Annotated in this window: 19 protein-coding genes; 12 read left to right on the plus strand and 7 right to left on the minus strand. The window is 73.4% G+C overall.

Going from position 1 to position 23,828, the window contains the following annotated elements:
* Position 1 precedes the first annotated feature (1 nt).
* The gene (locus ACZ67M_RS06840) at positions 2 to 3,379 is read right to left on the minus strand and encodes a hypothetical protein (protein WP_469849854.1); all 3,378 of its coding nucleotides are present in this window, start codon (positions 3,377 to 3,379) and stop codon (positions 2 to 4) included.
* Between the two features lie 74 nt (positions 3,380 to 3,453).
* A complete protein-coding gene (locus ACZ67M_RS06845; RefSeq protein WP_122620628.1) occupies positions 3,454 to 3,699 on the minus strand; it encodes a WhiB family transcriptional regulator in 246 nt (81 codons plus the stop codon).
* A gap of 188 nt (positions 3,700 to 3,887) precedes the next feature.
* Here ACZ67M_RS06845 and ACZ67M_RS06850 point away from each other — a divergent pair, with 188 nt between their 5' ends.
* Positions 3,888 to 4,667, plus strand: a complete 780-nt coding sequence (locus ACZ67M_RS06850) for a VOC family protein (protein WP_453441769.1) — start codon at positions 3,888 to 3,890, stop codon at positions 4,665 to 4,667.
* Positions 4,668 to 4,971: 304 nt separating this feature from the next.
* On the opposite strand, the gene ACZ67M_RS06855 is transcribed toward ACZ67M_RS06850, so the two are convergent.
* Together ACZ67M_RS06855 and ACZ67M_RS06860 are read right to left on the minus strand one after the other, a co-directional pair.
* Positions 4,972 to 6,024, minus strand: coding sequence for a LacI family DNA-binding transcriptional regulator (locus ACZ67M_RS06855; RefSeq protein ID WP_469849856.1), 1,053 nt, complete (start codon positions 6,022 to 6,024; stop codon positions 4,972 to 4,974).
* 77 nt (positions 6,025 to 6,101) lie between these two features.
* Entirely contained in the window at positions 6,102 to 7,130 is a 1,029-nt protein-coding gene (locus tag ACZ67M_RS06860; RefSeq protein ID WP_392239884.1) for a multicopper oxidase domain-containing protein, read from the minus strand.
* Positions 7,131 to 7,329: 199 nt separating this feature from the next.
* Here ACZ67M_RS06860 and ACZ67M_RS06865 point away from each other — a divergent pair, with 199 nt between their 5' ends.
* A complete protein-coding gene (locus ACZ67M_RS06865) occupies positions 7,330 to 9,807 on the plus strand; it encodes a ThuA domain-containing protein (protein ID WP_469849858.1) in 2,478 nt (825 codons plus the stop codon).
* A 14-nt stretch (positions 9,808 to 9,821) separates the two neighbouring features.
* A complete protein-coding gene (locus tag ACZ67M_RS06870) occupies positions 9,822 to 12,011 on the plus strand; it encodes an OmpL47-type beta-barrel domain-containing protein (RefSeq protein ID WP_392239882.1) in 2,190 nt (729 codons plus the stop codon).
* Here ACZ67M_RS06870 and ligD read toward each other — a convergent pair.
* Positions 11,998 to 13,038, minus strand: coding sequence for a non-homologous end-joining DNA ligase (gene ligD / locus ACZ67M_RS06875; RefSeq protein WP_469849860.1), 1,041 nt, complete (start codon positions 13,036 to 13,038; stop codon positions 11,998 to 12,000). The genes ACZ67M_RS06870 and ligD overlap by 14 nt on opposite strands.
* A 74-nt stretch (positions 13,039 to 13,112) precedes the next feature.
* On the opposite strand from ligD, the gene ACZ67M_RS06880 reads away from it, so the two are divergent.
* On the plus strand, positions 13,113 to 14,180 hold the full coding sequence (locus ACZ67M_RS06880; protein ID WP_392017679.1) for an ATP-dependent DNA ligase: 1,068 nt from the start codon (positions 13,113 to 13,115) through the stop codon (positions 14,178 to 14,180).
* Positions 14,181 to 14,204: 24 nt separating this feature from the next.
* Here the strand turns inward: ACZ67M_RS06880 and ACZ67M_RS06885 are convergent, their stop codons facing one another.
* The gene (locus tag ACZ67M_RS06885) at positions 14,205 to 15,395 is read right to left on the minus strand and encodes a zinc-dependent alcohol dehydrogenase (RefSeq protein ID WP_469849862.1); all 1,191 of its coding nucleotides are present in this window, start codon (positions 15,393 to 15,395) and stop codon (positions 14,205 to 14,207) included.
* A 201-nt stretch (positions 15,396 to 15,596) separates the two neighbouring features.
* Here ACZ67M_RS06885 and ACZ67M_RS06890 point away from each other — a divergent pair, with 201 nt between their 5' ends.
* Positions 15,597 to 16,616 carry a DUF3048 domain-containing protein gene (locus ACZ67M_RS06890; RefSeq protein ID WP_469850684.1) on the plus strand — a complete coding sequence of 340 codons (1,020 nt, stop codon included), beginning with the start codon at positions 15,597 to 15,599 and terminating at the stop codon, positions 16,614 to 16,616.
* Positions 16,617 to 16,631: 15 nt separating this feature from the next.
* Here ACZ67M_RS06890 and ACZ67M_RS06895 read toward each other — a convergent pair whose 3' ends face one another.
* The gene (locus tag ACZ67M_RS06895; protein WP_125489850.1) at positions 16,632 to 17,093 is read right to left on the minus strand and encodes a MarR family winged helix-turn-helix transcriptional regulator; all 462 of its coding nucleotides are present in this window, start codon (positions 17,091 to 17,093) and stop codon (positions 16,632 to 16,634) included.
* A 195-nt stretch (positions 17,094 to 17,288) separates the two neighbouring features.
* Between ACZ67M_RS06895 and ACZ67M_RS06900 the strand changes: the two genes are divergently transcribed.
* Genes ACZ67M_RS06900 through pcaDC form a run of 7 tightly spaced genes read left to right on the plus strand, consistent with a single transcriptional unit; the run spans position 17,289 to position 23,820 of the window.
* Positions 17,289 to 18,044, plus strand: coding sequence for a CoA transferase subunit A (locus ACZ67M_RS06900; RefSeq protein ID WP_234956913.1), 756 nt, complete (start codon positions 17,289 to 17,291; stop codon positions 18,042 to 18,044).
* Positions 18,044 to 18,745 (plus strand): CoA transferase subunit B, encoded by a 702-nt coding sequence (locus ACZ67M_RS06905; RefSeq protein ID WP_392017675.1) that lies wholly within the window; start codon positions 18,044 to 18,046, stop codon positions 18,743 to 18,745. The genes ACZ67M_RS06900 and ACZ67M_RS06905 overlap by 1 nt, the downstream gene beginning before the upstream one ends.
* Positions 18,742 to 19,944, plus strand: coding sequence for a thiolase family protein (locus ACZ67M_RS06910; protein ID WP_392239878.1), 1,203 nt, complete (start codon positions 18,742 to 18,744; stop codon positions 19,942 to 19,944). The genes ACZ67M_RS06905 and ACZ67M_RS06910 overlap by 4 nt, the downstream gene beginning before the upstream one ends.
* A gap of 30 nt (positions 19,945 to 19,974) precedes the next feature.
* On the plus strand, positions 19,975 to 20,748 hold the full coding sequence (pcaH, locus tag ACZ67M_RS06915; protein WP_361365025.1) for a protocatechuate 3,4-dioxygenase subunit beta: 774 nt from the start codon (positions 19,975 to 19,977) through the stop codon (positions 20,746 to 20,748).
* Between the two features lie 5 nt (positions 20,749 to 20,753).
* Complete coding sequence (pcaG, locus tag ACZ67M_RS06920) at positions 20,754 to 21,359, plus strand: protocatechuate 3,4-dioxygenase subunit alpha (RefSeq protein ID WP_392017668.1); 606 nt, start codon at positions 20,754 to 20,756, stop codon at positions 21,357 to 21,359.
* A complete protein-coding gene (pcaB, locus tag ACZ67M_RS06925) occupies positions 21,356 to 22,702 on the plus strand; it encodes a 3-carboxy-cis,cis-muconate cycloisomerase (protein ID WP_469849865.1) in 1,347 nt (448 codons plus the stop codon). The genes pcaG and pcaB overlap by 4 nt, the downstream gene beginning before the upstream one ends.
* 2 nt (positions 22,703 to 22,704) lie before the next feature.
* A complete protein-coding gene (gene pcaDC, locus ACZ67M_RS06930) occupies positions 22,705 to 23,820 on the plus strand; it encodes a bifunctional 3-oxoadipate enol-lactonase/4-carboxymuconolactone decarboxylase PcaDC (protein ID WP_392017926.1) in 1,116 nt (371 codons plus the stop codon).
* The last annotated feature ends 8 nt before the right edge of the window (positions 23,821 to 23,828 follow it).

A 23,828-nucleotide genomic window follows, 5' to 3' on the forward strand; every position in this document is an offset into this window, starting at 1 on the left:
GTCACTCGTAGGCCGTGGTCTCCTCCAGCGCCGCGTCGCGCACGTCGGGCACGGGGTGGCGGCGCAGGGCGCGCAGCGTGGTGCGCCAGGGGGCGGGCCAGTCCTCGCGGCCGCCGAGGGCGCCGGTGACGGCCACGGCCATCAGCCCGCGGGCGTGACCGCCGTGCTCGGCCAGCGTCCGGGCCTCGGCGAGCAGCACCGCACAGTCGCCGGGCTGAGCCCGGGTCTCCAGTCGCTCGCGCACGGCGCCCGCGACCCGCGCCGCGAGCGCCGGGCGGTCGGGTCCCGCCAGGTCGGCCACCCGGTCCAGGCGCGGCGGTACGGCGCTCAGGTCCACGTGGTGCGCGGCGAGCACGGCGGCCCGGGCCACGTGGGCGTCGTACGCGGACAGCAGCTCGGCGGCGGCCAGGGCGGCCGGGCGGACCGTCTCGGGGCACCGGCCGTCCGTTTCGAGCCCGGCGACGAGGGCCTCGATCCGGCGGTGGGACGGCCGGTCCCGGGTCTCCCCCGCGTCACTGCGGTCGCCGTCCTCCGTCCCGGCCAGCGTGGTCAGGGCGTCCAGCAGTCCGGTCAGGCCGTGCGGGGCGCTCGACGCCGCGCCGATCAGGGCGTTGGCGGCAACGGCCCAGGTCCCGCGGTTGGCGAGGTCCGTGACGGCCGCGGCCAGCACGCCGGGCGCCTCGGGCGACCAGGGGGCCCAGCGGGCCAGCGCCTGGAAGGCGAGGATCGCGGTGGCCGAGTCACCGGCGGAGTCGGCGGCGGAATCGGCCGCCACGTCACGTATCAGGGCCGCGTAGCGGGCGCGGTGGGCGCCGGGCAGGTTCATCGGCAGGGCCCGCAGCAGTGCGGCCCGCAGGACCGGCGCACCGGCCGCCGCGTCGTGCAGCAGCTCCCAGACCTCCTCGTGTCCCAGCAGCCCGCCGGTGAAGGCGACGCAGGCGGCGCGGACGTCCCGGTGGGTGCCCGGGCGGGCGTACACCTCGGTGACGAGGGCCGCCGCGTCCGGCACGGGGAGCCGGACCGCGGCGAGGCGGACGGCCTCCTTGCGGCCGGTGACCTTGGTGTCCGGCGCCCGCAGCACGTCCCGCAGGTGGCCGGCGAGGACCGACGGCCGCACCTGCCGGGACGCCCGGGTGACCGCGTACACGGCGACGCGGGCCCGGTCGCCGCCCGCGTGGGCCAGCAGCTCGGGCAGTGACTCGGCGGCCCGGTCGGTGCCCGCCAGGGCGGCGAGCGCGGCCTCCGCGAGGACGACCTCCGCCGATCCGGTCCAGCGGCGCAGGAGGCCGGCTCCCCCGTCGGGCACGGCGGCGGCCCGGGTCAGGGCCCTCGCCCGCGCGTGCAGCGGCAGGCCGGTGTCCGCCGCCCGCGCGGCGCACCGGCGCAGCAGGGCGAGCTGCTGGCGCGGCACCCACCGGCTCACCTCGTGCGCGCCCACCGGGAGCGACCAGCGGGTGCCCTTGGTCAGGAACCGGCCGTACGGCGGCGTCTCGGCGAGCAGCGGGTCGAGCAGGTCGGTGCGGCGCCGCACGAGCACGTCGCGCACCGGCGGGAGCACGGCCGCCGACGGTTCGTGGGCGAGGACGCGGGCCGCGCGGTCGTCGCGGGTGGCTAGTGGTTCGAGCCACAGGCCGACCGCGGTGCGCGCGGTCGTGTCGTTGCCGTACCGCACGGCCTGCCAGAGCAGGTCCTGGAGTTCCGGCATCCCGGCGGCGCGGGGGCCCACCGCGCGGGCGAGCGCGAAGACGAGGCCGTAGTCGGACTTCTCGGCCCCGGCCTCGATCCACGGGCGCAGCGCCTCGTACACCCGGTGTTCCTGGCCGCGCCGCAGCGTGCGGTCGAGGCGGCCGAGATCGGCGCCGCCGGTGGTGCCGGATATCCGGACGAGGGTGCGCAGCGCCCAGTTCACCAGCGCGCGCGTGCCGCCCGCGGCGTGCTCGCGCAGGATGCCGAGGGCGAGGGTGCTGAGCAGGCGGCGGGTCTCGGGCGAGGAGTCGCGGGCCGCGACGGCGTCGGTGGCGACGCGGTCCAGGAGGTCGGCGGCCTCCTCGGTGAACAGGGCGGCCGGGACGGCGCCCGCCGCCCCCAGCGCGGCGGACCGTACGGGGTCCTGTTCGTTGGCCAGCCGGGCCATGTCCCGGAGCACGGCGGTGACGGCGGCCGGATCGCCGGAGCGGGCGGCGTTGCGGACCAGCAGGCGCCAGGCGCGTGCGCGGTCGTCGGCGTCGGGGTGCCCGGTGGCCGCCAGCAGCCGGTCGTGCACCTCGGCCACCGGGAGGAAGGACTCGGCGACCAGGATCGTGTACGCGCCGGCGCCGTCGGCACGCGCGCGTGCGGCGGCCTCCCGGGCCTCCCGGGCGGCGTGCGGGCGCGGCAGCACCTCCAGGAGCGACTCGTCGACGAGGACGGCGCCGCCGGCTCCCCGCCCCTCGCGGACGGCCTCGCACAGGGCGGGGCGCCGGGCGGGCGGGAGCGCCTTGAGCAGCCGCGGCAGGTGGCCGTAGGGCAGCAGGATCCGGGCGTAGGCGACGAGTTCGGGCGAGTCGTGCCGGGTCAGCCGGTACAGGACCGTGCGTCCCAGCCGGTGCACGCCGGTGACGGCGGTCCAGGCGGGCGTGGGGAGCAGGCGCAGCGTCCGCCGGGGGTCCGCCGCGGCGAACGCGGGAAGCGCGCCGAGCAGTTCGTGCGGCAGCCGGCTCGGGCCGTACTCCTCCAGCAGTCGCAGCACGCGCGCGGGTTCGGTGGGCGCGAGGAGAGCCACCGGGTGCGCGTACCGGCGCCACCAGGTGTCGCGCAGGGCCTCGGGCAGCGCGGTCAGCTCCCGCTCCAGGGCCTCGAAGAGGGCCGCTCGGTGCCGCTTGGCCAGCGGCGACCAGGCGCGCACCGCGTAGAGCAGGCCGGGCAGCAGCCGGGCGACCGTCGGCGCGGTGCAGCCCGGCAGCAGGCGGGTGGCCTCGGTGTCGCCCCGGTCGCGGCGCACCCCGTCGACCAGCCGGTCGGCGAGGGCGGTGCGCCCGCCGGCCACGACGGCGCGCAGCAGGGCGCGGCGGGTCGCCTCGGGGGCGTCGGCGAGGGCCGTCTCGAACGCGGTGTCCGGCACGCCCAGACTGCCGGCGACGCGCAGGGCGTGACCGCGCACGTAGGGGTCGGGGTCGGCGATCCGGTCCGCGATCCACCCGGTGTCGCCCGCGGCGGAGGCGGCGACGACGGCGAGCCGGCGTCCGTGGGCGCCGCGCGTCTCCAGCTCGGCGAGCAGGGACCGCGGGTCGTCCGAATCGCCCGCGCGCACGACGAGTTCGCGCATGCGGGCCGGGTGGGCGAGCGGGTCGAGGGCGTGCAGCAGACTGTCGGCCTCGTGCTGGACCGCGGTTCGTGCCATGCCGGGATTCTGCCTGCCGGGGCGGGCGCGGCACAGCGAATTACCGGTGCGGGCGGCCGGACCCGGGGCCGCGCTCAGTGGGTGGCGCGGCGCAGTTCCAGGCGTTCCTTCTCCGACAGCCCGCCCCAGACGCCGAAGCGCTCGTCATTGCTCAGCGCGAAGTCCAGGCAGGCCGAGCGGATCGGGCAGAGGGCGCAGATCCGCTTGGCGTCCCGCACGGAACTGCCGGGCTCGGGGAAGAAGAACTCGGCGCCGGTCTGTGCGCACAACGCCTCCTCCTGCCAGTCGAGGTCCGGCGTGGCGATCGTCTCGATGTGCATGGAAAGGAGCGTGCCGGGAGGCGAAAAACATTTCATCAACGCCGGATCAACGACGTCGGCGGGACCGCGCCCGCTCCGATGGTCCTCCGCCGGGTGCGGTGGCGCACGGCGGCGCGCGGAAGCGGGGGCCGGTGGTCGGTGGAAGACTCGGCAGTACAGGCAACGGGCCCCTTCCGAGGAGGGCGATCATGCTCACCACCCGTTTCGTCACCGGCGCCCCGAACTGGGTCGACGTCGGCACGACCGACTTCGACGCCTCCGCCGCCTTCTACGGCGGCCTCTTCGGCTGGCGGTTCCGGTCGGCGGAGGCCGGCGGCTACGGCTTCTTCGAACTGGACGGCCGGATCGCGGCCGGCGGCATGGAGACCTCCTCCGAGCAGGGCCCGCCGTCCTGGACGGTGTACTTCCAGACCCCGGACGCCGGGGCCACCGCCAAGGCCTCCGAGCAGGCCCGCGGGGGTGTCCTCGGGCAACCGATGGAGGTGATGGACAAGGGCACGATGGCGATCCTCGCCGACCGGGCCGGGCTGCCGTTCGGCCTCTGGCAGCCGGCGCGGCTCCCGGGTCTGGGCGTGGTCGGCGAGAGCGGCGCGCTGTGCTGGGTCGAGCTGCACACGGCGGACGTCGCGGCCGCCGCCGCGTACTACCGGAGCGTCCTGGGGCTGGAGACCTCGGCGGTGTCCTTCCCGGGTGGCTCCTACACCTCGGTCAACCCGGGCGGGGAGGGCGAGGACGCCATGTTCGGCGGTGTCGTCCCGCTCGCCGACGACCCGGAGCCCACGGAGGCCGGCTGGCTGCCGTACTTCGCGGTGGACGACACGGACGCCGCGGTCGCCCGGGCCCGGGAACTGGGCGGCACGGTGCCGATGGCCGCGACGGACATCGAGGACGTCGGCCGCGTCGCCCGGATCGCCGACCCGTCCGGAGCCCGCTTCGCGATCCTCAGGCCGCTCCCGCGGCAGGCGTAGGGACGCCACGGGGTCCCGTGCGGACGAGGGCGCCGGCGCAAGGCGGGCGCCGGTTCCGCGTGCTCAGGCCCGCGAACGCCCGCGAACGCCCGCGAACGCCCCCGAGCGCCCGCGCCACATGGACGACGTCGCCGGCGCGGTCGGCCGGACGACGCCGGACGTGCCGGGCTCGGCGAGGTCAGCATCCCGGCCCCGGCAGCCGTGTCGGGGGCCGGGCCCGCGCAGGGGAGACGGCCATCAGGCGCGGGCGACGCCGAGTCCCGAAGTGGGCGCCGGAGGCGGAGCGGGCGCCGGGTTCGCGTGGTCAGGCGCTGGCGCGGTGGACCAGTGTGGTCGGCAGGATGACGCCGGCCGTGCCGGGCTCCGGGTCGGCGGCATCCGGGCCGTCGGCGGCCGTGCGGGGGTCCGGGCCGCGCAGGAGGAGACGGGCCATCAGGCGGCCCATCTCCTCGATGTCCTGGCGGACGGTGGTCAGGGGCGGGTCGGTCTGTTCGGCGACGGGCAGCATGTCGTCGAAGCCCACCACCGCCACGTCGTCCGGCACCCGCCGTCCGCGCTCGCGCAGCACCCGCAGGGCACCGGCGGCGGTGAGGTCGTTGGCCGCGAACACGGCGTCAAGGTCCGGGCAGCGGTCGAGCAGCTCCCGCATCGCCCGTTCGCCGCCGCCCGGGGTGAAGTCGCCGAGCGCGACCAGCCCCGGGTCGGCGCCGGCCCGGACGTCGCGGAAGCCGGCCAGCCGGTCGGCGGCGGAGGTCTGGTCGAGCGGGCCGGTGATGTGCGCGATCCGGGTGCGGCCGAGGGCGGCCAGGTGGCGGACGGCCGCGCGGGCACCGCCGCGGTTGTCGCTGTCGACGTACACCACGTCGTCCCCGTCGTCCTCCCAGTCGGGGCGCCCGCCGAACACCGTCGGCACCCCGGCCCCGCGTACGAGGCCGGGCAGCGGGTCGTGGAGGTGCAGCGAGAAGACGAGCGCGCCGTCGACATGGCCGCCGGCCAGGTAGCGGCCGACGCGGGCGTGGTCCTCGCGGCCCTCGATGAGCAGCAGCACCAACTGGTTGTCGTGGGCCGTCAGTTCCTTGCTGATGCCGCGCAACTGCTGGGCGAAGTAGGGGTCGGCGAAGACCCGGGTCTCCGGCTCGGCGGCGACGACTGCGACGGCGTCGTGCCGTCGGGTCACCAGGCTGCGGGCGGCCTGGTTGGGCACATACCCGAGTTCCTCCACCGCGCGCCGGACCCGTTCGGCCAGCGCGTCGCGCACCCCGTGCGCCCCGTTGACCACGCGGGACACGGTGGCCCGCGAGACCCCGGCCCGCTCGGCCACGGCCTCCAGCGTGGGGCGGGGCACTGTCTCGCTCACTTGGGGGCTCCTCGTCGGCGGCTGCGGCTCAGGATAGCCGCAGCCACCGGACGGGAAGAGGGCGCTCGGGGCCGCCCTCAGTGGTGGTGCTCGGGCGCCTGCGCGGTCTGCTCGGGCGCCTTCGCGGTCTGCTCGCCGCCCCCGTGGGCGTGCTCGTGGGGGTCGTACCCCGGGATGGTGCCGTCGGTCTTCTTCACCAGGAACAGCCCCACCATCCCCATGTCGGAGTGGCTCTGCACGTGGCAGTGGTACATCCACGCGCCGGCGCCCACCCCCTCCCCCGCGATGATCTGGAAGCCGAAGGAGTCCGCCGGGCCGGTGATCTTGTTGTCGATGACCTGGGTGGGGTCCTCGGGGCCGGTGAGCATGCCGGTGCGGTTGTCGGCCCAGCGGTGACCGTGCATGTGGAAGGTGTGGTAGTACTCGCCGTGCGTGATCATGACGATCTCGACGCGATCGCCCACGGTGGCCTCGAAGTTGGGACCGGTGTGGGGCTTCTGGTTGTTGATGAGCATGTCGTTGAAGACGATGGTGTGCGTGGCGTCCGGCAGCACGTCGCCCTTGCGGCGCACGATCACCGGCCCGTAGAGGCCGTTGCGGATGCCGCCGGTGCCGTGCTCGGTGCCGACCACGTGGTCGTGGTAGTGCCAGTAGCCGGCGCTGCCCGAGCGCCAGGTGCCGTCCGCGCGGCGGCCCGGCTTGTGGGTGCGCCAGGTGTAGGTGCGGGTGCCGCCGGGCTCGACGTCGCTCTTGTTCATCGCGGTGCCGTCGCTGGAGATCTCGTAGTCCAGGCCGTGCACGTGCAGACTGGCCCGCACGTCCATGGTGTTGGTGAACTCGATGTGCAGCGTGTCGCCCTCGTTCAGCTCGATCAGCGGTCCGGGGACGGACGCCTTGCCCTTCTCGAAGCCGTAGCCCATCTGACCGTCCGGCAGCTTCTCGGCGTACATCTTGATGTGTCTCACCGCGCCCCCGGCCGGCGCCGTCTTCGCGGAGACTGCCTTGGCCTCATCGACGGCGCCCGCGGTCTCCGGAGCGATGGACAACGATGTCGCGACGGCCGCGCCGCCCAGCAGTACCCGTCGGTTGAAGCCTCGCCTGTCCATGCCGAACTCCCCACGCTGATACGGAATTTGCGGAGCCGTATTTCTGATTGGCTGTGATGAGCCTGTGGGACCGTACCGGTTGGCGCCGCGTTTATCCACACTCAGGACAAAGTTCGTTGGATCCCGGTCATACCTATTGGCGAACCACGCAAAGAGGTCTAGCTTCCTTGGCGCTGCTGCCGTGACCGAGGAGGTGCCCATGCCCTTGAGAGGGTTGAGCGCGAGAAGAAGAGGATGGGCGGCGTTCGCCACCGCCGGCTTCGTCGCCGCGGGACTGCTGGCTGGCCCGACGGCCAGCGCGCGTCCGGCGCCGGACCCGTCCCTGACAACGATGTCGATCAAGTCGCCCCCGGGCGGCTCCAACGTGCGTGTGCTGGTGTTCTACGGTTCCGCCGCGTCCGGCGAGGAGTCGCCGGTCGTGAACGCGGGGATCGCGGCCATCGAGCGGATCGGGCAGTCCGGCCCGGCGAACGAGCGCTTCACGGTCGAGGCCACGGACAACGCCTCGGTCTTCACCAACGAGAAGAGGCTGGGCCGCTTCAACGCGATCGTGTTCCTGACCGGGGGCGGCGACGTCCTCGATCCGGCGCAGGAGGCGGGCCTGGAGGCGTACATGGAGGCCGGCGGCGGGTTCGTCGGCGTCCACGACGCGGCCCGCGCGGAGCCGTACTCGGACTGGTTCACCGGTCTGGTCGGCGCCCGCCCGGCCGCCTCCAGCCCCACCAAGGTCCAGCGGGCCACCGTCGAGGTCGGCGACCGGCGTCATCCGGCCACCAAGGACCTGCCGGCGGAGTGGAAGCGGCCCGACGAGTGGCTCAACTGGCAGAAGAACCCGTCCGGTGATGTGCACACCGTCGCCCGGGTGCGCGAGTCGACGTACGCGCCCGGGGAGAGCGCCAACGGCTGGGACCACCCGGTCAGCTGGTGCCGCGACTACGACGGCGGCCGGTCCTTCTACACCGGCATGGGCGGCACCGAGTCGTCGTACGACGAGACGGAGTTCCGCACGCACCTGCGCGGTGCCCTGCTGTGGACGTCGCGGCTGTCGCAGGCCGACTGCAAGGCCACCATCACCGGCAACTACAAGGCCGAGCGGCTGACCCAGCCCAACCAGGCGGGCCAGAACGACCAGATCGGCGAACCGCACGGCCTGGTCACCGCGCCCGACGGGCGGGTGTTCTACATCGGCCGCGGCGGCGCCGACTCCTCCCAGCCGGTGATCACCGACTGGAACAACCCCGACATCGGCAAGGGCAAGGGCGAGATCCACGTCTACGACCCGAAGACCAAGAAGGTCACCCTCGCCGGGGCCCTGACCGTCTTCGGCAACAAGGGCGGCGGCGACGAGCTGGTCAAGGTCGAGGAGGGCCTGCTCGGCATCGAGCTGGACCCCGCCTTCGCCGAGAACGGCTGGGTGTACCTGCACTACACGCCGCACTCGCAGATCAACCGCGACACCCACATGGCCGAGCGGCGCGTCTCGCGCTTCACCCTGGACCAGGCGACCAACAAGCTGGACCTGGGCAGCGAGAAGGTGCTGCTGAAGTGGCCGGTGCAGATCCACAGCTGCTGCCACGCGGGCGGCGGGATGGCCTGGGACTCCAAGGGGAACCTGTACATCGCCACCGGTGACAACAACTCCAGTGGTTTCAGCGACGGTTACTCCGGCAACAACCCGCAGCCCAACTTCAAGGGCGTGTCCTTCGCGGACGCGCGCCGCACCGCGGGCAACACCAACAACCTCAACGGCAAGATCCTGCGCATCCACCCGGAGCCGGACGGGACCTACACGCTCCCCGAGGGCAACCTCTTCACCGGCAAGGAGACCACCGAGGGCGGCGGCAAGACGCGCGGCGAGATCTACGTGATGGGCGTCCGCAACCCGGCGCGCATCTCCGTCGACAAGGCCACCGACACCCTCTACGCCGGGTGGGTCGGCCCTGACGCCGGCGCCCCCTCGACGACGTGGGGCCCCGCCAAGTACGACACGTTCGCCACCATCACCAAGGCGAGCAACCGGGGCTGGCCGTACTGCATGGGCAACAAGCAGCCGTACCGGGACCGGAACCTGCCGGACCCGTCGAAGCCGCTGGGCTGGTACGACTGCGACGCCCCGAAGAACGAGTCGCCGAACAACGACGGCCTGGTCAACCTGCCGCCGGTGACCGGCAACAACATCTGGTACTCCCCGCAGGGCGGCGGCCCCGACTTCCCGCGCGACGAGAACGGGATCCCGTCGTACAAGCAGGACGAGGCCACCTACCGGCTGCCCTGGCTCAAGGGCGGCGGCCAGGCCGCGATGAACGGCCCGGTCTACCGCTACGACGCGGACAGCACCAGCACCACCAAGTGGCCGGCCTACTGGGACGGCAAGTGGTTCGTCGGTGACTTCTACGACTCCGACCAGCCGCGCAACGCGGTGCTGATGGACCCGAAGACCCAGGGCGACGGCGGTCTGCCGGTGCACTCGGAGTCCCTGAAGAAGATCGTGCCGGTCGGCAACGACGGCATCAAGAACCTGATGGGCTGGAAGTTCGGCCCGGACGGCGCGCTGTACGTCCTCGACTACGGCCGCGGCTTCTTCACCTCCGACGCCAAGTCGGCGCTGTGGCGGGTCACCTACGAGGGCGGCGGCCCGACGCCGGCCGCCGGACAACTGGCCAGGGGGACCGAGTGATACGCCAACGAAGAATGTGGGCCGCGCTGCTGGCCGGGCTGCTGATGATGCTCGGACTGCAGACGGCGTCCGCCCAGGACGGGCCGCCGGCTCCGCGCGCCGAGGCGGCCGACCAGGTCCTGACCTGGACCGCCGGCGACGACATCACCAAGTACACGTCCGCGCCGGAGACGGCGGTGGCCGGACCGGCCACGATCGTCTTCGAGAACAGTGAGGCGACCGGCAACACCACCGGCATGCCGCACACGCTGACGTTCATGACCAGCGACCCGGAGTACAACAGCGACGTCCAGCTGAACATCCTCGCCAACCCGGGCGACGCCCAGGGCGGCAAGCACACCGCCGAGGTCACCCTGACCCCGGGCAAGTACATGTACCACTGCACGATCCCCGGGCACGGCCAGATGACGGGCGTGCTCACCGTGACCGAGGGCGGTGGCGGCGAGGACACCACGGCGCCGGAGACCTCGGCCGAGGTCGGCGGCACGCAGAACGCCGACGGGCAGTACGTCGGTTCGGCGAGCGTGACCGTCGCCGCCACCGACGAGGCCGGCGGCTCGGGCGTCGACCGGGTCGAGTACGCGATCGGCGCGGACGGCGCCTGGCAGCCGTACACCACGCCGGTCGTGGTCGATCAGGTCGGTGACCACACGGTGCGCTACCGGGCGTTCGACAAGGCGGGCAACGCGGCCGCCGAGAAGAGCGTCGACTTCACGGTGGTCGCGCCCGACACCGACGACACGACGCCGCCGGAGACCTCGGCGACGGTCAGCGGTGAGAAGAACCCCGACGGCGCCTACATCGACATGGCGACGGTGACCGTCACCGCCTCCGACACCGGTTCCGGCGTCAACACCATCGAGTACGCCGTCGGCGACGGCGCCTGGCAGGCGTACACCGCGCCCGTCATGGTGCACGAGGTCGGCGAGCACACGGTCCGCTACCGGGCCACCGACAAGGCGGGCAACGTCGCCGCGGAGAAGAGCGTCGCCTTCACCGTGGTCGCCGCTCCCCCGCAGGACACCACCCCGCCGGTGACCGGCGCGACCGTTGACGGCACCAAGAACTCCGACGGCGCGTACGTCGGCAGCGCGAAGGTGACCGTCAACGCCACGGACGAGGGCGGCTCCGGCGTCGCCGGTGTCGAGTACTCGCTGGACGCCGGGCCCTACCTGGCGTACTCCGCTCCCGTGGTCGTCGACCGCGTCGGACGGCACACCGTGGCGTACCGCGCGAGCGACAAGGCCGGCAACACCTCCGAGCCGGTGAGCGTGAGCTTCACGGTGGTGGCGGGCCAGGTTCCGGGGCCGCCCTGCCCGGAGTTCGACGAGCGCCAGACGGTGATCGTCGGCACGGTGGACACCGGTGTGCCGAACCGGGTCACCAACAACCGGTGCCGGATCAACGAGATGATCGAGGACGAGAAGGAGTGGTCGTCCCAGCAGCTCTTCCTCAAGCACGTGCGTGAGGTGCTGGACACCCTCCGGGAGGAGGGGGTCGTCGACGGCCGGGAGGTCAAGGCGATCAACAAGGCCGCCCGCCAGTCCGGGATCGGCAAGCCCGGCCAGACGGAGGGCTACCGCACCATCCTCGACGGCACCCAGGCGTCCTTCGCCAAGTGGGAGCAGGTCGGCGGCGGTTCGTTCGGGCTGAACGCGGACGGGTCGATCACGTCCGGCACCTCGAAGAACGGCCTCGGGATGCTGTGGTTCCCGGAGCGCAAGTACGGGAACTTCTCGCTGAAGCTCCAGTGGCGCGACGACGCGCCGGGTACGGCCAACACCAACGGCGGCGTCTTCGTGCGCTTCCCGCAGGTGCACGACCACCCGGAGGAGTCGCGTCCGGAGTGGGTCGCCATCAAGTACGGGCACGAGATCCAGGCGTTCGACAGCCCGACCGGCGACATGTACAAGTCCGGCTCCGTGTACGGCTTCGACCGGGTCGGCCTGGCCGGCGCGGGTGTCACGGAGAAGGGCACCTGGAACGACTACGAGATCCGGGTGGAGGACCAGCACTACTCGGTCTTCCGCAACGGTGTGCTGATCAACGAGTTCGACAACACCGGTGGCCAGGTCTTCACCCCGCCGCGCTCGGACGACCCGGGCACGGACGGGCGGCGCTTCGCCTCCGGCTACATCGGACTCCAGGTGCACAGCACCTCGGACGTGATCTCGTACCGGGACATCCGCGTCAAGGAGCTGTAGGCCCGTCCGGGCCGGGAGCGTGCTTCCTGGCCCGGCTCGGCTGCACCCGGCTGGGCTCCCCCGGCATCTTCGGATACTCGGGCGGGTACGGCAGGTCGCCGAGTCCGTGGTCGTGCTCGTCCTTCGTCGCCAGTTCCAGCAGGGCGTCGAGGGAGTACCGATGGTCGTCCATGCCCGCGTGCACGTCGCCGAGTTCGGCGAAGCGCGCGGGCATGGTCGTGATGTCGAAGTCCTGCGGGTGCGCGACGCCCACCTCGTCCCAGGTCAGCGGCGCGGAGACCGGGGCGTTCGGGCGGGGGCGCACCGAGTAGGCGGAGGCGATGGTGCGGTCCCGGGCGGTCTGGTTGTAGTCGATGAAGATGCGCTCGCCGCGTTCCTCCTTCCACCACTTGATGGTGACCCGGTCCGGCATCCGCCTCTCCATCTCGCGGCCGACGGCGATCGCGGCGCGCCGCACCTGGGTGAAGGTCCAGCTCGGCTCGATCGGCACGAAGACGTGGAGGCCGCGCCCTCCCGAGGTCTTGGGCCAGCCGCGCAGTCCGCCGAACTCCTCCAGTACGGCGCGCAGTTCGTGGGCGGCGCGGGCGGCGTCGTCGTAGTCGGTGCCGGGCTGCGGGTCGAGGTCGATGCGCAGTTCGTCGGGGTGGTCGACGTCGGCGCGCCGCACCGGCCAGGGGTGGAAGGTGAGGGTGCCGTACTGGGCGGCCCACAGGACCGCCGCCTCCTCGGTGGGACACATCTCGTCGGCGCTGCGCCCGCTGGGGAAGGTGATGTGCGCGGTGGGGATCCAGTCGGGCATGCCCTTGGGTGCGCGCTTCTGGTAGAACCACTCGCCGCCGACCCCGTCCGGGTAGCGCTGCAAAGTGGTGGGACGGTCGCGCAGGGCGCGCAGGATGCCGGGGGCCACCGCCTGGTAGTACCGGGCCACGTCGAGCTTGGTGTAGCCGCGCTCCGGGAAGAACACCTTCCCCGGGCTGGACAGCCGCACGGTCCGGCCGCCCGCCTCCAGTTCCACCGCTTCCGCCATGCGAGCCACGGTAGGCGCAGGGTCTTGGCTTCGCACATCAGGCGGGGACGACACCGCGCTCATACAGTCGGACCATGCGCCTTCCCGTCATGCCGCCCGTGAAGCCGATGCTCGCCAAGTCCGTGGCGAGGATTCCGCCGGGGATGCACTACGAGGCCAAGTGGGACGGGTTCCGGGCGATCGTGTTCCGCGACGGGGACGAGGTGGAACTGGGGAGCCGTACCGGCAAGCCGTTGACCAGGTATTTTCCGGAGCTGGTGGCCGCGGTGCGGGAGCGGTTGCCGCAGCGGTGCGTGATGGACGGGGAGATCGTGATCGCGCGGGAGGGGCATCTGGACTTCGACGCGCTGACGGAGCGGATCCATCCGGCGGACTCCCGGGTGCGGACGCTGGCCGAGCGGACGCCGGCCTCGCTGATCGCCTTCGACCTGCTGGCCCTGGACGACGAGTCCCTGCTCGACGTGGGGCTGGCCGACCGGCGGGCGCTGCTGACGCGGGCGCTGGAGGGGGTCACGCCGCCCGTGCACGTGGCGCCGGCGACGGACGACATCGAGGTGGCCCGGCAGTGGTTCGAGCGGTACGAGGGCGCGGGGCTCGACGGCGTGGTCGCCAAGCCGCTCGACCTGGGGTACCGGCAGGACGAACGGGCCATGTACAAGATCAAGCACGAGCGGACGGCGGACGTGGTCGTCGCCGGATACCGCCTGCACAAGAGCGGCCCCGTGGTCGGCTCGCTGCTGCTCGGGCTCTACGACGACCGGGGCGTCCTCCAGCACGTGGGGGTGAGCGCGGCCTTCACGATGAAGCGCCGGGCGGAGCTGGTGGAGGAGCTGGAGCCGCTGCGCATGGACGACGCGCAGGGCCATCCGTGGGCGGCCTGGGCTCAGGAGTCGGCGCACGAGGGGGCGCGGCTGCCGGGCGCACCGAGCCGGTGGTCGGGCAAGAAGGACCTGTCCTGGGTGCCGCTCAGGCCGGAGCGGGTCGTCGAGGTCGCGTACGACCACATGGAGAACGGGGCACGCTTCCGGCACACGGCCCGCTTCCGCCGCTGGCGCCCGGACCGGACGCCGGAGAGCTGCACCTACGCCCAGCTGGAGGAGCCGGTCCGCTACGACCTCGCGGAGATCCTCGGCGGACCGTGAGGGCTCCTCCCGGGCGACCGGGGCTCACGGCTTCATGAGCACCTTGACCGCGCCGTCCTGCTTCTTCTGGAACATCTCGTACGCGTGCGGCGCGTCCGCCAGCGGCACCCGGTGGGTGGCGAAGTCGTCGACGCCGAGCGGGTCCTCGTCGGTCAGGTGGGGCAGGATCTCGTCGCTCCAGCGGCGGACGTTGGCCTGTCCCATGCGCAGCTGGATCTGCTTGTCGAACATGGTCAGCAGCGGCATCGGGTCGGCCATGCCCCCGTACACGCCGGAGAGCGAGATGGTGCCGCCGCGGCGTACCAGGTCGATCGCGGTGTACAGGGCGGCGAGCCGGTCGATGCTGAACCGCTCCGCGAGCGGGCCGCCGATGAACCGGGGCATCACCGCGGCGGCCTGCTGGACCAGCTTGGCCACGGTCCCGCCGTGCGCCTCGGTGCCGACCGCGTCGATCACGGCGTCGGGACCGCGGCCGCCGGTCTCCTCCTGCATGGCGGCGACCAGTTCCTTCTCGTTGTCGAAGGCCCGCAGGTCGAAGGTCTCCACGCCCCGCTCGCGGGCGCGCCGCAGCCGCTCCGGCACGAGGTCCACGCCGAACACCCGGCCGGCGCCCTTGAGGAGCGCGATCCGGCAGGCCATGTCGCCGATCGGGCCGAGGCCGAGCACGGCGATGCTGCCGCCCTTCGGTATGTCGGCGTAGGCGACCGCCTGCCAGGCGGTGGGCAGCACGTCGGAGAGGTAGACGAAGCGGTCGTCGGCCGGGCCCTCGGGCACCTTGATCGGTCCGAACTGGGCCTGCGGTACGCGCAGGTACTCGGCCTGGCCGCCGGGCACCGCCCCGTACAGCCGGGTGTAGCCGAAGAGCGGGGCGCCCATGCCCTCGCCGGTGACCTGGGTGGTCTCGCACTGGGTCGGCAGGCCGCTGCCGCACATGTAGCAGTGCCCGCAGGCGATCTGGAACGGCACCACGACCCGGTCGCCCGGCTTCAGGCCGGTCACCTCGGGGCCGACCTCCTCGACGACGCCCATCGGCTCGTGGCCGAGGATGTCGCCCGGGGTCATGAACGGCGTGAGTACTTCGTAGAGGTGCAGGTCGGAGCCGCACAGCCCCGACGAGGTGACGCGGATGACCGCGTCGGTCGGTTCCTCGATGCGCGGGTCGGGCACCTCCTCGACCCGGACGTCCCGCTTGCCCTGCCATGTCACTGCCTTCATCGCCCGGGCTCCCTCCGTGGCCGTGCGCGTCGCGCCTCTGCGTTCCGGCCGGGTACCCGGGCCCCTCGTCACTGAACCGGCCACGGTTTCGGCCGAACAGCGGATTATCTGCCTCGTTCCGTGTGCCCTGTCGGATTCGGTCCTGTATGGCACTAAATGCTGCAAGAGGCGCACAATCAATGACACGGAATGGGCGGACGGATGGTCGGGATGCGACGAGGGACGCACGGACGGAGCCCGCGTGAACGGGGCACGCGCGGGCGGAGCACACGCGGGGCACGCGGTGCCGCGCTCGTGGCCGTGACGGCGGCCGTCGCGCTGTCCGCGGGCTGCACGGCCGGGTCGGGCGGCAAGGACAACGGACGGGCGCCGGAGCCGGAGCGTTCGCACACCTCGGCACCCGCCACCGGCCCGGTGCTCGCCGTGAAGGTCGACAACGCGCCCGAGGCCCGGCCCCAGACCGGCCTGGACGCCGCGGACGTCGTCTACGCGGAGCCGGTGGAGGGCGGACTGAGCCGCCTGATGGCGCTCTACGCGACCCGGCTGCCCGAGGAGGTCGGGCCGGTGCGCAGCGCCCGGGAGTCGGACCTGGAGCTGCTGCGCCAGTTCGACCGGCCGACGCTGGCCTTCTCCGGCGCCCAGAGCAAGCTGCTGCCGCTCATCGAGAGGGCTCCGCTGCGCGCCGTCACACCGGGCGACGCACCGGGCGCCTACGTCCGCGACGACGACCGGCAGGCCCCGCACAACCTCTACCTGCGGCCCGGCGAGCTGCCGGCCGAGCCCGCGGGCTCCGGGGCCCTGACCACGGGGTTCACCTTCGGCAAGGCGCCCGGGGGCGGCCGGGCGGAGCCCTCCCGCACCGTGCGCTACCCGGCGACGAGCTTCACCTTCACCTGGTCGGAGAGCCGGGACCGGTGGCTGGTCTCCCTGGACGGCTCACCGGCCGGCGCGGCCGACGGCGAGGCCCCGGCACCGGCCACGGTCGTGGTGCAGCACGTGACGGTGCACGATTCCGCCTTCCGCGACTTCCGCGGCAGCAACTCGCCCTACGTCGAGTCGGTGGGCTCGGGCCGCGCGGAGGTGCTGCGCGACGGCCGGACGTACGACGCCACCTGGACGCGCGGCACGGCCGCCGACGGCACGACGTTCACCACCCGCGACGGCGCCGCGCTGAACTTCGCCGAGGGCCAGGTGTGGGTGGTCTTCGCGGGCGGCTCCTGAGCCGTCGGCCCCGCGTCAGCCCGGCACCCCGGACGACTCCGGGTTGCGCAGCCCCTCGGCGGCGTCCGCGACCCGGCGGACCAGGTCGAAGAACGCGGTCCGCTCGTCGGGCGAGAGCGGGGCGAGGAACACCTGGTTCATCCGGGCGACCCGCACGCTCAGCCTGCGGTGGACGCGCAGCCCCTCGTCGGTCAGCCGGAGCAGGAAGCGGCGGCCGTCCTGCTGGTCGCGGACCTTGTCGAGCAGCCCGCGGCGGCCCAGCCGGCTGATCACCTCGGCGATGGTGGAGCGGTCCAGGCCCACCCGCTCCCCCACCGTGCGCTGGTCCAGGCCGGGCTCGGCGACGAGGGCGTTCAGGACGGCGAACTGCGGCGAGGTGGTCTCCTCGGAGACCATCGTGTTCCAGAGCAGGTAGTGCGCCTGCTGGAGCCGCCGGGCCAGGTGTCCGGGATGGGTGGTCAGATCGACCGCTGCCATGCGCTCTCCCGTGGTTACTTCGTAGGTGCACTGACGATACCCCGGCCTGCCGCGAACCCACGGACACCTCTCCAAGCGATCTACCGGGCACTTTTCCGGGCCTTGACGCCTCGGCCGGTCGATGGCAGCGTGTTGAGCACCTCGCTGAAATACTCAGTGCCCTGATTAATTCGCGTCAGAGATGGGGCTTCTCGGATGGACAAGGTGGTGGCCACGGCCGGTGGGGCGGTGGCCGACGTGCCCGACGGCGCGTCGCTCGCGGTGGGCGGTTTCGGGCTGAGCGGTGTGCCGAACGTACTGATCCAGGCGCTGTACGAGCGCGGCACCGACGGCCTGTCGGTGGTCTCCAACAACTGCGGGGCGATGGAGTCCGGTCTCGCCGTGCTGCTGGCCGCCGGCCGGATCGCCCGCGTGACCGGGTCCTACATCGGCGCGAACAAGGAGTTCGCGCGCCAGTACCTCGGCGGGGAGCTGGAGGTGGAGATGATCCCGCAGGGCACGCTGGCCGAGCGGCTGCGGGCCGGCGGCGCCGGGATCCCCGCGTTCTACACCCCGGCCGGCGTGGGCACCCAGGTGGCCGACGGCGGTCTGCCCTGGCGCTACGACGGCGACGGCGGGGTCGCGCTGGCCTCCCCGCCCAAGGAGGTCCGCGAGTTCGACGGGACCGAGTACGTGCTGGAGCGCGGCATCCGCACCGACTTCGCGCTGGTGCGGGCGGCCAGGGGCGACCGGCACGGGAACCTGGTGTTCGCCAAGTCGTCCCGGAACTTCAACCCGCTGGCCGCGATGGCCGGGCGGGTGACGATCGCCGAGGTGGAGGAACTGGTGGAGCCCGGCGGGATCGACCCGGACGAAGTGCATCTGCCCGGCATCTTCGTGCAGCGCGTGGTGGCGCTGACGGCGGAGCAGGCGGCGGAGAAGAAGATCGAGCGGCGGACGGTGAGTTCCTGATGGCCTGGACACGTGAGGAGATGGCCGCTCGGGCGGCGCGGGAGCTGAGGGACGGCCAGTACGTCAACCTCGGCATCGGCCTGCCGACGCTGATCCCCAACCACCTCCCCGAGGGCGTCGAGGTCACCCTGGAGTCGGAGAACGGCATCCTCGGCACCGGCCGCTACCCGACCGAGGCCGAGGTGGACCCCGATCTGATCAACGCGGGCAAGGAGACGGTGACGGTGCTGCCGGGCGCCGCCTTCTTCGACTCCGCGCTGTCCTTCGGCATGATCCGGGGCGGGCACATCGACGTCGCCGTGCTGGGCGCCATGCAGGTGTCGGCGGGCGGGGACCTGGCCAACTGGGCCGTCCCGGGCAAGATGATCACCGGGATAGGCGGGGCGATGGACCTGGTCCACGGGGCCCGCACCGTGATCGTCGTGATGACCCACACCGCCAAGGACGGCTCGCCCAAGATCCTCCAGGAGTGCGCGCTGCCCCTCACCGGGAAGGCGTGCGTGGACCGGATCATCACCGACCTCGGCGTCCTCGACGTCACGGCCGACGGCCTGGTCCTGGTCGAGACCGCGCCGGGCGTGAGCGTCGAGGAGATCACCGCCCGGACCGACGCCGCGCTCGTCGTGGCGGTGGAGGCACGGGAGACCGCGGAGGAACCGGAGACCGCGGGGCGGCCGAGGATCGCGGAGGAGGCGAAGTGAAGGACGTCTACGTCGTCGACGCGGTCCGCACCCCGTTCGGCAAGTACAACGGCGGCCTGGCGGGCGTACGCCCCGACGACCTGGCCGCGCACGCGATCCGCGAACTCCTCGCCCGCACCCCGGCCCTGGACCCGTCCCGCGTCGAGGACGTCTACTTCGGCAACGCCAACGGCGCCGGCGAGGAGAACCGCAACGTCGCGCGGATGGCCGCCCTCCTGGCCGGCCTGCCCACCTCCGTCCCCGGCGTCACCGTGAACCGGCTGTGCGCCTCCGGGCTCGAAGCCGTCGTCCAGGCCGCGCGCGCCATCGCCGTCGGCGACGCGTCGATCGCCCTCGCGGGCGGGGTGGAGTCGATGACCCGGGCGCCGTACGTCCTGCCCAAGTCGGACCGGCCCTTCCCCGCCGGGCACACCGAGCTGTACTCGACCACCCTGGGCTGGCGCATGGTCAACCCGAGGATGGACCCGCAGTGGACGATCCCGCTCGGGGAGTCGGCGGAGCTGATCGCCGACAAGCACGGGATCACGCGCGAGCGGCAGGACGAGTACGCGCTCGCCTCCCACCACAAGGCCGCCCGCGCCCAGGCGGACGGCCTGTTCGACGCCGAACTCGCGCCGGTCCCGGTGGAGCGGCGCAAGGGCGACCCCGCGGACTTCGCCGCCGACGAGTGCGTACGCCCGACCGCCTCGCTGGAGGCGATGGCGAAGCTCAAGCCGTCGTTCCGGAAGACCGACGGCACGGTGACCGCGGGCAACGCCTCGCCGCTCAACGACGGCGCGGCAGCCCTGCTCCTCACCGACGCGGAGGGGCTGAAGGCCACCGGACGCGAACCGCTCGCCCGGATCTCCGCCACCGGCGTCTCGGCCACCGACCCGCACTACTTCGGTCTCGCCCCCGTCGAAGCCGTGCACCGTGCCCTGGCCAAGGCCGGGCGGACCTTCGCCGACCTGGACGTCCTCGAACTCAACGAGGCCTTCGCCGCCCAGGTGCTCGGCTGTGTCGCCGAGTGGCCGGAGTTCGACCCCGCGATCCTCAACCCCCGGGGCGGAGCCATCGCGCTGGGCCACCCGCTGGGCGCCTCCGGTGCCCGCCTCGCCGGGACCGTCGCCCACCAGCTGGCCCGCAAGGGCGGCGGCACCGGCGTCGCCACCCTCTGCATCGGTGTCGGCCAGGGCCTGGCCCTCGTCCTCGACCGCTAGCCAAGCCCCCTGTCACCCACGGGAATCCCCATGCCTCTCACCCAGCACGACATCGACGCGGAGATCGCGGCCGAGCACGCCGCGTACGAGAAGCGGGTCGCCGACGGCGCGCCCGTCGAGCACCACCCGCGCCGCGACTACGCCCCGTACCGCTCCTCGGTGCTGCGCCACCCGAAGCAGCCGCCGATCGCCATCGACGTCCGCCAGGACCCGGAGCTGGTGGAGCTGTCCTCCCCGGCCTTCGGGGAGCGGGACCTCACCGGGATCGACAACGACCTGACCCGGCAGCACACCGGCGAGCCGGTCGGCGAGCGCATCACCGTCTCGGGCCGGCTCCTCGACCGCGACGGCCGGCCCGTGCGCGGCCAGCTCGTGGAGATCTGGCAGGCCAACTCGGCGGGTCGGTACGCGCACCAGCGCGAGCAGCACGACGCGCCGCTGGACCCGAACTTCACCGGGGTGGGCCGCACCCTCTCCGACGACGACGGCCACTACCGCTTCACCACCGTGCAGCCCGGGCCCTACCCGTGGCGCAACCACGTCAACGCATGGCGTCCGGCGCACATCCACTTCTCGGTGTTCGGGTCGGCGTTCACCCAGCGGCTCGTGACACAGATGTACTTCCCGAACGACCCGCTGTTCCCGTACGACCCGATCCTCCAGTCCGTGACCGACGACGCCGCCCGGCAGCGGCTGATCGCGACGTACGACCACGGCCTGTCCGTGCCCGAGTTCTCGCTCGGCTACCACTGGGACATCGTGCTCGACGGCCCGAACGCCACCTGGATCGAAGAAGGACGCTGACCCCCATGACGAAGATCGACAACAGCGAGCCGGGGCGGGTCCCGCCCACTCCGTCGCACACGGTCGGCCCGTTCTACGGGTACGCGCTGCCCTTCCCCGGCGGCGAGGACATCGCCCCGGCCGGTCATCCGGACACGATCACCGTGCACGGGTACGTGTACGACGGGGAGGGCGCCCCGCTGCCGGACGCGCTCGTGGAGCTGTGGGGTCCGGACACCGAGGGCAGGACGCCGACCGCCGACGGCTCCATGCGGCGCGACCCCGCCTCCGGCGGCTTCCTGGGCCGCAACGGAGTGGAGTTCACCGGCTTCGGCCGGATCCAGACCGACGCTAACGGCCACTGGTACGCGCGGACACTGCGGCCCGGGGCACGCGGGCGGAGCGCGCCCTGCGTCAGCGTGTGCGTCTTCGCGCGCGGACTCCTCGTGCACCTGTACACCCGGATCTACCTGCCGGACGACCAGGCGCTGCTCGCCGCCGACCCGCTGCTGGCCCGGGTGCCGGCGGAGCGCCGCGACACGCTGGTCGCGGCGGACGAGGGCCGTGGGACGTACCGTTTCGACATCCGCCTTCAGGGCGAGGGCGAGACGGTCTTCCTGGAGTTCCAGTGACATCACCCGCGGATCCCGGCGACGCCGGCACCAGCCTGCTCGCCCCCGGCCGGGCGGGCTCACCGGCCGCGGCGGCGACCGGCGACCACGCCTACCTGCGGGCCCTGCTGGACGCGGAGGCGGCCCTGACCCGCGCCCAGGCCGCGCTGGGACTGGCGCCCGCCGGGGCGGCGGCCGCGGTGACGGAGGCCGCCGGTGATCCGGCCCGGTTCGACGTGCGGTCCCTGGCGGAACGCGCCCGCAGCGGCGGAAACCCGGTCATCCCCCTGGTGGCCGACCTGATCGGGGCGGTCGGTGAGGAGTACGGGCCGTACGTCCACCGGGGTGCGACCAGCCAGGACATCATGGACACGGCGACGATGCTGGTCGCCGCCCGCACCCTGGACCTGCTCCTCCCCGACCTCACGCGTACGGAACGCGCGCTGGCCGTGCTGGCCGCCGGGCACCGGGACACGGCGATGCCGGGCCGGACGCTCACCCAGCACGCCGTACCGACGACCTTCGGGCTGAAGGCGGCCGGATGGCGCGCGCTGGTCCTGGACGCCCGGGACCGGGTCGCCGCCGTACGCGACACCCTGCCCGCACAGCTCGGCGGCGCGGCGGGCACCCTGGCCGCCTTCGGGGCCTACGGCGCACCGGACCCGATGGCACTTCCTGCCGCCTACGCCCGCGAACTGGGCCTGCGGGCACCTCTGTTGCCGTGGCACACGCTGCGGACCCCGGTCGCCGACCTGGCCGGGGCCCTCACCTTCACCGCGGGGGCCCTCGGGAAGATCGCCGCCGACGTGCTGACACTCTCCCGCACCGAGATCGGCGAGGTCGCCGAGGGCGGGGGCGGCGGCTCCTCGGCGATGCCGCACAAGGCCAACCCCGTACGGTCCACGCTGATCGCGGCGGCGGCCCGGCGCGCGCCGCAGCTCGCGGCGGTGCTGTACGGCTCGCTGACCGCCGAGGACGAGCGTCCGGCGGGCGCCTGGCACGCCGAGTGGGAGCCGCTGCGCGACCTGCTGCGGCTGGCCGGCGGCGCGGCCCGGGACGCCGCCGAGCTGACCGAGGGGCTGCGGGTGCGGCCGGACGTGATGCGCGCGCACCTCGGCCTCACCCACGGGCTGATCGTGTCCGAGCGGCTCGCCGCCGGACTGACGCCGGTGCTCGGCCGGTCCCGCGCCAGGGCGCTGCTCACCGAACTGGCGGCGCGTACGTACGCCGAGGACCGGACCCTGGGTGAACTGCTCGCCGAGGTACCGGAGTTGCGCGGTCTAGACCTCGACGCCCTCACCGACCCCGTCCGCTACACCGGCTCCGCGGGAGCCCTGACCGACCGTGCCCTGGAGCGACGTTGACCATGCTCGACCACCTGGCCGAAGGCCCCGCCTCCGCACCCCCGCTGCTGCTCGGGCCCTCGCTGGGCACCTCGTACGCCCTGTGGGACGCGGTGGCACCCGAACTGTCCACGGGGCACCGGGTGATCCGCTGGGACCTGCCCGGGCACGGCGGTTCCGCGGCCGACCTCATCGGACCGGGCGCCACCGTCGGTGACCTCGCCGGGCTGGTGCTGGCCCTCGCCGACTCGCTCGGCGTGGAGCGGTTCGCCTACGCCGGGGTGTCGCTGGGCGGGGCGGTGGGCCTGCACCTGGCCGTGCACCATCCGGAGCGGGTGTCGTCGCTGGCGGTCGTCTGCTCGTCGGCGCACTTCAACGGCGCGAAGCCGTGGGAGGAGAGGGCCGCACAGGTACGCGCGGAGGGGCTGGCGCGGCTGGCGGACGGCGCGGACGCCCGGTGGTTCACCCCCGGGTTCACCGTGCCGCGGCTGGTCCGCGACCACCGGGACGCCGACCCCGGCGCCTACGCCGCCTGCTGCGACGCGCTGGCCGCCTTCGACCTGCGGGACCGGCTCGGCGACATCACCGCGCCGACGCTGCTGATCGCCGGGCGCGAGGATCCGGCCACACCGCCCGCGCATCTGCGGGAGATCGCCGACGCGGTGCCGGGCGCGACGCTCACGGAGATCCCCGGCGCCTCGCACCTGACGCCGGCCGAGCGTCCTGAGGCGGTGCTGACCGCCCTGCGGGCGCATCTGGGCGGCGACGCCCGGCGGGGCATGGCGGTACGGCGCGAGGTGCTGGGCGACGCGCACGTGGACCGGGCGCAGGCCCGCCAGTCCCCGTTCACCGCCCGTTTCCAGGACTTCATCTCGCGCTACGCGTGGGGCGAGATCTGGACCGACGAGACGCTGTCCCGGCGCGAGCGCAGCCTGGTCACGCTGACCGCGCTGGTCGCGCACGGCCACTACGAGGAGCTGGCCATGCACGTGCGGGCGGCCCGGCGCAACGGGCTGACGCCGGACGAGATCGGTGCGGTGCTGCTCCAGACGGCGGTGTACTGCGGGGTGCCGGCGGCGAACTCGGCGTTCGCGACGGCCCAGCGGGTGCTGGCCGAGGAGGACGGCACCCCGGGGTGAGGTCCCCG

It is taken from the genome of Streptomyces sp. NPDC107500 (genome assembly GCF_055582785.1).

What these genes read in the sequence shown, in the direction of transcription:
- pcaH (WP_361365025.1), top strand. Translation starts at nt 19,975, where the DNA reads ATGCCTCTCACCCAGCACGACATCGACGCGGAGATCGCGGCCGAGCAC.
- ACZ67M_RS06860 (WP_392239884.1), bottom strand. Translation starts at nt 7,130, where the DNA reads ATGGACAGGCGAGGCTTCAACCGACGGGTACTGCTGGGCGGCGCGGCC.
- ACZ67M_RS06905 (WP_392017675.1), top strand. Translation starts at nt 18,044, where the DNA reads ATGGCCTGGACACGTGAGGAGATGGCCGCTCGGGCGGCGCGGGAGCTG.
- ACZ67M_RS06850 (WP_453441769.1), top strand. Translation starts at nt 3,888, where the DNA reads ATGCTCACCACCCGTTTCGTCACCGGCGCCCCGAACTGGGTCGACGTC.
- pcaG (WP_392017668.1), top strand. Translation starts at nt 20,754, where the DNA reads ATGACGAAGATCGACAACAGCGAGCCGGGGCGGGTCCCGCCCACTCCG.
- ACZ67M_RS06900 (WP_234956913.1), top strand. Translation starts at nt 17,289, where the DNA reads ATGGACAAGGTGGTGGCCACGGCCGGTGGGGCGGTGGCCGACGTGCCC.
- ligD (WP_469849860.1), bottom strand. Translation starts at nt 13,038, where the DNA reads ATGGCGGAAGCGGTGGAACTGGAGGCGGGCGGCCGGACCGTGCGGCTG.
- ACZ67M_RS06890 (WP_469850684.1), top strand. Translation starts at nt 15,597, where the DNA reads ATGGTCGGGATGCGACGAGGGACGCACGGACGGAGCCCGCGTGAACGG.
- ACZ67M_RS06880 (WP_392017679.1), top strand. Translation starts at nt 13,113, where the DNA reads ATGCGCCTTCCCGTCATGCCGCCCGTGAAGCCGATGCTCGCCAAGTCC.
- ACZ67M_RS06870 (WP_392239882.1), top strand. Translation starts at nt 9,822, where the DNA reads ATGTGGGCCGCGCTGCTGGCCGGGCTGCTGATGATGCTCGGACTGCAG.
- pcaDC (WP_392017926.1), top strand. Translation starts at nt 22,705, where the DNA reads ATGCTCGACCACCTGGCCGAAGGCCCCGCCTCCGCACCCCCGCTGCTG.
- ACZ67M_RS06845 (WP_122620628.1), bottom strand. Translation starts at nt 3,699, where the DNA reads ATGCACATCGAGACGATCGCCACGCCGGACCTCGACTGGCAGGAGGAG.
- ACZ67M_RS06840 (WP_469849854.1), bottom strand. Translation starts at nt 3,379, where the DNA reads ATGGCACGAACCGCGGTCCAGCACGAGGCCGACAGTCTGCTGCACGCC.
- ACZ67M_RS06885 (WP_469849862.1), bottom strand. Translation starts at nt 15,395, where the DNA reads ATGAAGGCAGTGACATGGCAGGGCAAGCGGGACGTCCGGGTCGAGGAG.
- ACZ67M_RS06865 (WP_469849858.1), top strand. Translation starts at nt 7,330, where the DNA reads ATGCCCTTGAGAGGGTTGAGCGCGAGAAGAAGAGGATGGGCGGCGTTC.
- ACZ67M_RS06895 (WP_125489850.1), bottom strand. Translation starts at nt 17,093, where the DNA reads ATGGCAGCGGTCGATCTGACCACCCATCCCGGACACCTGGCCCGGCGG.